Consider the following 8,740-nt stretch of genomic DNA (forward strand, 5'->3'; position numbering starts at 1 on the left):
AAACGGGGCGGGCGGGAGCGGCGGCGGTCAAACACACGCTGGCCGCAAGGGCCGCCAGCGCCAACTGGCGGGGTGCCACGTTGCTGCATTGCAGTGAACTCATGTTACTGCAAATGCGAATGATTCGCAAAGTGAGCCGCATGGATTGCCCATGGGTTTGATGCCGCGCAAAGGCGCGGCATCTCGGCGTCAGCCCTCGTCGTGCCGCTGCCACTCCTTGGCCATCTGCAGCTGCACATTCGGCGGGGCTGCTTCGTGGTGGGACAGCGCCAGCGTGTAGCGCCCCTGGCCGCCGGTCAGCGCGTTGAGCCGGCTCTGGTAGCCCTGCAATTCGGCCGCGGGTGCCAGTGCGCGCACTTCGCTCCAGCCGCCGGCCAGCTGGTCGGTGCCGGTGACCTGGCCGCGGCGGGACGCAAGATCACCGGTCAGGTCGCCCAGCGAGCCGGTGGGCAGCTGCAGCTCCAGCGAGACGATGGGTTCCAGCAGCAGCGGCCGCGCCTCCTGCAGCGCCAGCCAGGTGGCCTTGCGCGCGGCGGTGGTGAAGGCGATGTCTTTCGAGTCCACGCTGTGGTGCTTGCCGTCGTACACGGTGACCTGCACGTCCACGACGGGGAAGCCGGCGACCACGCCAGCGGCCAGCGCTTCGTGCACGCCTTTCTCGACCGCCGGCATGAAGCTGCCGGGAATCGCGCCGCCCTTGACCTCGTCGACAAAGCGCTGGCCCTCGCCACGCGCCAGCGGTGCCACCCGCAGGTGCACCTCGCCGAACTGGCCGGCGCCGCCGCTCTGCTTCTTGTGCCGGTACTGGCCCACCGCCTGGCCGGTGATGGTCTCGCGGTAGGCGACCTTGGGCAGTTGGGTCTGCACTTCGCAGTGGTGCTGCTCACGCAGCCGGTCCAGCAGCACCTTGAGGTGCAGCTCGCCCAGCCCGAAGACCACCGTCTCATGCGTGGCGGCCACATGTTCCAGCCGCAGGCAAGGGTCTTCGTCGACCAGCTTCTGCAGCAGCTCCCACAGCCGTTGCTCGTCGCCATGGCGCTGCGGCGAAATCGCCAGGCCGTGCACGGGGGTCGGGAAACTCAGCGGCGCCAGGTGCAGCCGGCCATCGTCGGGGCTGTCGTGCAGCACGGCGTCGAAATGCAGTGCATCGACCTTGGCGATGGCGGCAATGTCGCCCGGCAGCGCCTCATCAATCGGCAAGTGCTCCTTGCCCTGCAGCCGGAACAGGTGGCCGACCTTGAAGGGCTTGCGTGCATCGCCGATCAGCAACTGCATGTCGCGCTTCAAGGTGCCCTGGTGCACGCGCAGCACGCCGAGCTTGCCCACGTACGGGTCCTGCAGCACCTTGAACACATGGGCCAGCACCGGCAGCGCCGGGTCGGCCGTGGCCTGCACTGGCTGCGCTTCCTCGCCCTCGCCGCGCAGGAAGGCCGGTGGGTTGCTTTCGGTCGGGTCGGGCAACAGCCGCACGATCACGTCCAGCAGTTCCTTCACGCCTGCGCCGGTGCGCGCCGAGACGAAGCAGACCGGAATCAGGTGCCCCTGGCGCAGCGCCTCTTCCAGCGGCGCATGCAGCTCGCTGGCATCCAGGTCGCCCTCGTTCAGGTAACGCTCGACAAAGGCCGCGTCCACCTCCACCACCTGCTCCACCAGCGCGCGGTGCGCGTCGGCCACCGACGAAAAGTCGGCCGAGCCCTGGCGCTGGAAGAAGCAGTCCACCACGCGCGCTGCGCCGGCCGAGGGCAGGTTCAGCGGCAGGCATTCACGGCCGAAGGCGGCCTGCAGCTGGGCCAGCACGCCGGGCAGGTCCACGCCGGGCGCGTCGATCTTGTTGACGATCAGGATGCGGTCCCGGCCACGTTCTGCGGCCTGCGCCATCAGCCGCAGCGCCATCGGCTCCAGGCCGGCGGCGGCATTGATGACGATGGCGGCGGTGTCCACCGCTTCGAGGGCCGGCAGCGACTGGCCCAGCGCGTCGGGTGTGCCGGGCGTGTCCAGCAGGTGCACCCGGGTGCCATCGTGTGCGAAGTGCATCACCGCGCTGTTGAGCGAGTGTTGAAGCCGTTTCTCTAGCGGGTCGAAATCACTGACGGTGCTGCCGCGCTCCAGGCTGCCGGGCGCGCCCAGCATGCCGGCGCGGTGCAGCAGCGCCTCGGCGAGCAATGTTTTGCCGGCAGCGGCCGGGCCCATCAACGCCAGGCTGCGGATCGCGTGCATGGCATCGCGGGCCGCAGCGCCCCGTGCTGACAGGCCGGCTGTTGCCGGCGATGCTGGGCTTGACATGGGGCGCTCCTTTCGGGTTGCGCGTCCACGGTACGCCTGGCCCTGGTGCAAAGCAAGAGGCCATGAACGCCACATGGCGACAACAAAAAAGGCCCCGGTTTTCACCGAGGCCTTCACGTTCGCAGCAGCGCCGCAACCGTCGCGTCAGTCGCCTGACTCGTGGCGCGCGACGCGCATCAGAACTGTACGCTGGCGGTCAGCGAGGCATTGCGCGGCGCGCCCAGGCGCATGCGAGCGCCGCTGTTGTTCAGCGTGCTGATGTATTCCTTGTCGAACAGGTTGCCGATGTTGAGCTGCAGGTTCACGTTCTTGCTGACCTTCCACGCGGCCATCAGGTCCACCACCGTGTACGACGGGATCTCGGGCACGTTGTCAGGCGTGGTGCTGAGGCTGTTCTTCGAGATCACGCGCTTCTGGTCCGACACGTAGCGCACGCCGCCGCCCAGCGTGAAGGCATTCAGGGTGTACGAGGTCCACAAGGTGGCGGTCAGGTCGGGTGACCAGCGAACGCCGGTGGTGGTGGTGACCGAGCTGTCGGTGCTGGACACGCTGGTCTGGCTCAGCTGCTCGGTCTTCATCTTGGCGATGCCGGCGGTGATCTGCCAGAAATTGGTGATCTGGCCAACGGCGGACAGCTCCAGGCCGGTGATGCGGGTCTTGCCTTCCTGGCGGTAGATCGTCGGGTCGACCGTGTCCTGCGTGACCTGCTTGCTGTTTTCCGAGCGGTACAGCGCGGCAGAGACGTTCAGGCGCTTGTCCAGCAGGTCCCACTTCGTGCCCAGCTCGATGTTGTTCGTTTCCTGCGGGTCCATCGCGGAATTCGCCGCGTTGGTGACCGTGGCCGAAAGCGAGAAGTTCGCGCTGCCCGGAGGCGTCAGCGAGTTCGAGTAGGCCGCGTAGACGGTGCCGTCGGCGGTGGGCTTGTAGACCGCGCCCAGGTTCCAGCTCAGCAGGTTGTCGGCGTCGCGCAGTTCCTGTACGTCGATGCCGCCCACCGCGTAGCCCGGGTGACTGCTGAGGTTGGCGCTGGTCACGATGGTGCCGGCCTTGGTCGTGATGCGGTAGCGCTCGAAGCGCAGGCCGGCGTTCAGCTTCCACTGCTCGTTCAGCGTCAGCGTGTCGAAGGCGTAGACCGCAGCGGTCAGCGTCGTGCCTTCGGTGTCTGCGCCGGTCAGGTAGGGGATGCCCAGCACGTCGTTGGTGTTCGGGTCGTACAGGTTGGCCGCGGGGATCGCGATGGCCGTGTAGTTCACGCCCTTGATGGTTTGCGCGGTGGTGCCGGTGCCCAGCGTCTGCTGGCGCTCGTGTGTCAGTTCCAGGCCGCCGCTGAGGTCATGCTTCAGCCCACCGGTGACGAAGCTGGTCGTCACGCTGGTCTGGTTGGCAATGATCTCGTTGGTCTGGTCGGTGCGCTGGCGCGAGCGGCCCACGGTCCATTCCGACGGGTCCTTGATCGGGCTGCCGATGTCCGAGCCGTTGATGGTCGACGAAATGCCGGTGAGCACGCGGTCCATGTGGGTGCGGCCGAAGCGGAAGGCGCTGCGCAGCGTGGTGGTGGGCGTCAGGTCGTGCTCGAAGCGGGTCGTGACCATGTCGGCCTTGACCTTCTCGTAGTCGTCCTTGCTGCCGTAGTAGTTCTCCGGGCGCACGCGTTCGCCGGCAGTGATCGCGGCAGCCTGCTCGGCCGTGGTGGCCGAAGTGCCGGAGGCTGTGACGGCGCGGTAGTAGCCGTCCATGCCGATGGTCGGGATGCCGCCGTCGGGCGTGTTGTCCTGGCGCATGTGCTGCGAATACAGGAAGACGCGGGTGGGCGTGTTCAGGCCGAAGGCAATCGATGGTGCCACGCCGTAGCCCTTGTTCTCGACCTCGTCACGGCCGTCCACGCCGCTCTTCTGCGCCATCAGGTTCAGGCGGATGGCGGTGCTGTCGCCAATGGCCTGGTTCAGGTCGGCCGTCGCGCGCTTCTTGCTCGCGGTGCCCAGCGTCAGCGAGCCTTGGCGCGAGTCGTCCAGGCTGGGCAGCTTGGAGATCAGGTTGATGTAGCCACCGCTGGCGCCACGGCCGATGTCGGCGCCTGCCGGGCCCTTGACGATCTCGACCTGCTCCAGGTTGAAGGTGTCGCGGGTCACCGCGCCCAGGTCGCGGATGCCGTCGACAAAGGTCGAGTTCTGGGCCGAGAAGCCGCGCAGCTGGAAGGCGTCACCCGCCGAGGTGTTGCCGTTTTCTCCCAGCTGCATCGTGATGCCCGGGGTGTTGCGCAGCGCTTCCATCAGCGTGGTGGCACCTTGCTCCTGCAGGGTTTCCTTCTTGATGACGGTGATGGTCTTAGGCGTGTCGATCAGCGGCTGGGTGATCTTGGACGAAGCGCTGGTGTCGGCCTTGAACGGCACTTCGCGCTGGGCCTTGACGCTGACGGTGGGCAGCGCGCCGTCGGTGGGCTGCGGGGTGGTGGGCGCGGTCTGGGCCAGCACGGCCATCGGAACAGCGCTCAGCAGGGCGACGGCGTTGGCGCCTGCATGGCGACGGCTGCGGATGTATTGCGACATGGGAGACAAATGAGTTGGGTAATGCGAATCGGGGTTGCGGCGCGCGCATGCCGAACCAGCCGGGCTGTGCGGGCGGCCCCGGCGGCGATCAACGCTTGCGAACCCTCCCGGTCTGTTGCTGACCCCGACTGCCACTTGCGGCTGCGGCGGCGTTCGCCTCGGCAAATCGGTTAAGGAAAGTAAACCCAATCATAATCGAAATGAGAACGATTATTGATTGAAGAGAATTCCCAGGCTGCGCATGTCGCGTGCCTGCCACTGCCGCGGCGGCATGCAAGCAAAAAGGGCAGGGCCACGCTGCCGCGGCCCTGCCCCTGGAAAGCCTCGCGCCTTGAAGCGCGGCAGACCTTGCGCTACTGGAACGCCACCTCGGCAAAGCTTCGCAGCTTGCGGCTGTGCAGCTGCCCCACGCCAGCGCTGCGCAGCAGCTCCAGCGCGCGGATGCCAATGCGCAAGTGCTGGTCCACCCGCTCTCGGTAGAAGTGGTTGGCCATGCCAGGCAGCTTGATCTCGCCGTGCAGCGGCTTGTCGCTCACGCACAGCAAGGTGCCGTAGGGCACGCGGAAACGGAAGCCATTGGCTGCGATGGTGGCGCTTTCCATGTCCAGCGCCACCGCGCGGCTCTGGCTGAAGCGGCGCTCGGGACCCGGGTGCGGCAGCAGTTCCCAGTTGCGGTTGTCGGTGGTGGCCACGGTGCCGGTGCGCAGCAGCGTCTTGAGCGCCTGCCCGGAGAGCTGGGTGACCTCGGCCACCGCCTGCTCCAGCGCCACCTGCACCTCGGCCAGCGCCGGGATGGGCACCCACAGCGGCAGTTCTTCGTCCAGCACATGGTCCTCGCGCACATAGCCGTGGGCCAGCACGTAGTCGCCCAGTTGCTGCGTGTTGCGCAGGCCGGCGCAGTGGCCCAGCATGATCCAGGCGTGCGGCCGCAGCACGGCAATGTGGTCCGACGCGGTCTTGGCATTGGCCGGGCCCACACCGATGTTGACCATCGTGATGCCGCCATGGCCTTCGCGCACCAGGTGGTAGGCCGGCATCTGCGGCAGCCGCGGCGGCGCCATGCCGCTGGCCCGTTGCTCGGTGCCTTCGCGCGGCGTCACCACGTTGCCAGGTTCGACAAACGCGGTGTAGTCGCTGCTGGCGCCCTGCATCAGCTGGTGGCCCAGGCGGATGAATTCGTCGATGTAGAACTGGTAGTTCGTGAACAGCACGAAGTTCTGGAAATGCTCGGGCGCGGTGCCGGTGTAGTGGCGCAGCCGGTGCAGCGAGTAATCGACCCGCGGCGCGGTGAACAGCGCCAGCGGATGCGGCTCCTTGGGGCCGGGCTCGTAGGTGCCGTTGGCAATGCCGTCGTCCATCGCGGCCAGGTCCGGCAGGTCGAAATGCTCGCGCAGGCGGGCTCGCTGCTCGGCCGTCAGCGTGCCTTCGATGTGGTCGGCCTCGCCGAGCGAGAAGTGCACGGGAATCGGCTGCGTGCCCAGGCCCACGTCCAGCGCCATGGCCTGGCCGCCATGGTTGCGCAGCAACAGCCGGAACTGCTCGCGGTAGTAGTCGCCGAACAGGTCGGGCCGGGTCAACGTGGTTTCGTAGGTGCCTGCGCCGGCCACGAAGCCGAAGCTCAGTCGGCTGTCGGGGCGCTGGTCGGTGTGCGTTTGCACCCGCACGCTGGGGTACCAGGCGCGCACCCGGCCGGCCGGGGCCTGGCCGTCCACATAGGCTTGCAGTTGTTGCCGCAGGTGCTTGACCTGGGCCTGGTACAGGGCGACGACCTGGGCCAGGGCGGCTTCCGGGTCGTCGAAACGTTGGCGCGGGGTGAACGGGGCTTCGATCATGGGCAGATTGTGAACCGCTGGCCCGGCCGGCGCCGCAGGCCCCCCGATTGCCAAGCCCCAGGTCAGTCGAGTTTGCGGCGGTGTAAAGAGCTGTAATGCGCCGCAGCGAGGATCAACGCCTTGCCGCCGGGCCACGTTGTGCACGGGACGCGCCAGATGGCGCCCCACCGTGGCGGCGCTCAGCGCGATTCACCACGCAGATTTTTCCGCTGTCTGTCCTTTCCGAAACGACCAAGGAGCACCTCCATGTCCCGTACCGCTTTGCTGTTCAGCCCGCTCGCCGCCCTCGCGCTGGCACTGGCCTTGCCGGCCGCGCAAGCCGCCGATCCTGCCACCGCCCGCCCGGGTGCCGCCCACTTCAAGCAGTTGGACACCAACGGCGACGGCGCGATCAGCCGTGAAGAAGCCGCCACTGCCCCGGCCATTGCCGGCAAGTTCGACATGATCGACACCGACAAGGACGGCAAGCTGACGCCGCAGGAACTTCGCGCCTTCAGCGAAGCCCACAAGTCCGACGTTTTCGGCAAGCTGGACACCAATGGTGACGGCATGCTGAGCAAGGATGAAGTCGCCAGCCGGCCCAAGCTGGCCGAGAAGTTCGACAGCCTGGACGTCAACAAGGACGGCCAGCTGAGCCCCGACGAAATGCGCGGCATGAAGATGCGCTGACCCTGCAGCTCGTGCATCCGGAAGGCAGCTTCGTGAGAAGCTGCTTTTTTATTGCCCTGGCCGCCACAGCTTTGCGCGGAACCCTGATGCCGGCAGGCAATCCAAGCTGTTAAGTTGCAAGGCTGCGCACAAGTCTGGCAGAGGGCATTTGCTGCCCCGCCAGGCAGGAAGACTGCGCTAGAGTTGATTCAGCTGTTTCGAGACCGTTTGCTCTTGCCCGCCATTGCCAGGGAAATGTCCCGGCACCGAGAGGTGGCTGTGTCACGCAAAAAGATGGTTGGCGCCGCCCTGCTGACATTGGGCGTGCTGCTGTTGCTGGTCATTTTTTCAGGCCGGCCTGAAGACGCGCTGGGCCGCGTGCGGTCTGCCGGCGTGCTGCGCGTGGGCTACGCGATCGAGGCACCGTATGCGCAGCTGGGGGCCGATGGCCGCGTCACCGGCGAATCGCCCGAACTGGCCCGCCTGATCGCTGCGCGCGCCGGGCTGCCGGCCATCGAATGGGTGCAGACCAGTTTTGACCAGCTGATCCCGCAATTGCAGGAGCGCCGCTTCGACCTGATTGCCGCCGGCATGTTCGTGACCCGCGAGCGCGCCGGCAAGCTGCTGTTTTCCGAACCGACGGAACGCGTGGCCGCCGGCCTGCTGCACCGCAGCGACGCCCGCTTGCCGGCCAGCCTGCAGGCCATGGCCGCCGAGCCGGGGCTGAAACTGGCGGTGCTGAGCAGCTCGGTCGAGCATCAGCAGGCCCGCCAGGCCGGGCTGGGCGACGCGCGGCTGGTGGTCGTGCGAGACGCGGTGGAAGGCCGCGAAGCCGTGCAGCAGGGACTGGCCCAGGCTTTGATGCTGTCCTTGCCCACCGTGCGCAACCTGGCCGCCGTGGGTGGTGCCGTGCCCATGCTGGCCACGCCGGTGGCAGAAGGTGCCGAGCCGGGCTGGGTCGCGTTCGAGTTCCACCTGGAGGACAGCCAGTTGCAGCGCCATTGGAACAAGGCCCAGGCGGAGGTGGTCGGTTCGCCCGAGCACCGGGCCTTGATGCAGCGCTTCGGTTTTGCGCCGGAGGACCTGCCCGGACCGGTCACGCTGGCCAAGCTGCTGGCGCCGGCCTCATGAAGATGATCAAGCGCCACCAGCCTGCACCTTTGCCGATGGTGGTTGCCCGGGCGGGTCGCGTGGGCCTGCTGGCCGTCGTCGGGGCCAGCCTGGTCGGGGCCTTGTTGCTGATGCTGTTCTGGCAGCAGATGCAGAGCCGCATTCCGCTGAACACCTTGCTGCGCGACATGCGCCAGGCACGGGTCGAGCTGGTCACCGGCGACCTGTACCTGACGCTGGCCGCCAGGCCCGATTCGGCCTGGCAGCCCGAGCAGGGCAAGGCGCTGCTGCACCAGTCCACCATGGCGCTGCTGCGGCTGG

6 protein-coding genes are annotated in these 8,740 nt (G+C 67.4%); 3 read left to right on the plus strand and 3 right to left on the minus strand.

What is annotated here, in order from left to right:
* Positions 1–189: 189 nt before the first annotated feature.
* The 3 genes from fusA to FKP22_RS13180 all read right to left on the minus strand — a co-directional run bounded on the left by fusA (position 190) and on the right by FKP22_RS13180 (position 6,661).
* The gene (gene fusA, locus FKP22_RS13170; RefSeq protein WP_141287943.1) at positions 190–2,283 is read right to left on the minus strand and encodes an elongation factor G; all 2,094 of its coding nucleotides are present in this window, start codon (positions 2,281–2,283) and stop codon (positions 190–192) included.
* A 176-nt stretch (positions 2,284–2,459) separates the two neighbouring features.
* Positions 2,460–4,829 carry a catecholate siderophore receptor Fiu gene (locus FKP22_RS13175; protein WP_141287944.1) on the minus strand — a complete coding sequence of 790 codons (2,370 nt, stop codon included), beginning with the start codon at positions 4,827–4,829 and terminating at the stop codon, positions 2,460–2,462.
* Between the two features lie 353 nt (positions 4,830–5,182).
* Positions 5,183–6,661, minus strand: a complete 1,479-nt coding sequence (locus FKP22_RS13180) for an AMP nucleosidase (RefSeq protein ID WP_141287945.1) — start codon at positions 6,659–6,661, stop codon at positions 5,183–5,185.
* 246 nt (positions 6,662–6,907) lie between these two features.
* Here FKP22_RS13180 and FKP22_RS13185 point away from each other — a divergent pair, with 246 nt between their 5' ends.
* The 3 genes from FKP22_RS13185 to FKP22_RS13195 all read left to right on the plus strand — a co-directional run.
* Positions 6,908–7,330 carry an EF-hand domain-containing protein gene (locus FKP22_RS13185; RefSeq protein ID WP_170200885.1) on the plus strand — a complete coding sequence of 141 codons (423 nt, stop codon included), beginning with the start codon at positions 6,908–6,910 and terminating at the stop codon, positions 7,328–7,330.
* Positions 7,331–7,588: 258 nt separating this feature from the next.
* Positions 7,589–8,440 (plus strand): transporter substrate-binding domain-containing protein, encoded by an 852-nt coding sequence (locus FKP22_RS13190; RefSeq protein WP_170200886.1) that lies wholly within the window; start codon positions 7,589–7,591, stop codon positions 8,438–8,440.
* The coding region (locus FKP22_RS13195) for a hypothetical protein (RefSeq protein ID WP_141287948.1) at positions 8,437–8,740 on the plus strand (304 nt) is incomplete at its 3' end. The genes FKP22_RS13190 and FKP22_RS13195, both read left to right, overlap by 4 nt.

Origin of the sequence: Ideonella azotifigens, from assembly GCF_006519715.1 — a bacterium.
GTDB lineage: Bacteria > Pseudomonadota > Gammaproteobacteria > Burkholderiales > Burkholderiaceae_C > Ideonella > Ideonella azotifigens.

Bases quoted from the DNA above. Each gene is read 5' to 3' on its own strand.
- fusA (WP_141287943.1), bottom strand. From the start codon at position 2,283: ATGTCAAGCCCAGCATCGCCGGCAACAGCCGGCCTGTCAGCACGGGGC.
- FKP22_RS13175 (WP_141287944.1), bottom strand. From the start codon at position 4,829: ATGTCGCAATACATCCGCAGCCGTCGCCATGCAGGCGCCAACGCCGTC.
- FKP22_RS13180 (WP_141287945.1), bottom strand. From the start codon at position 6,661: ATGATCGAAGCCCCGTTCACCCCGCGCCAACGTTTCGACGACCCGGAA.
- FKP22_RS13185 (WP_170200885.1), top strand. From the start codon at position 6,908: ATGTCCCGTACCGCTTTGCTGTTCAGCCCGCTCGCCGCCCTCGCGCTG.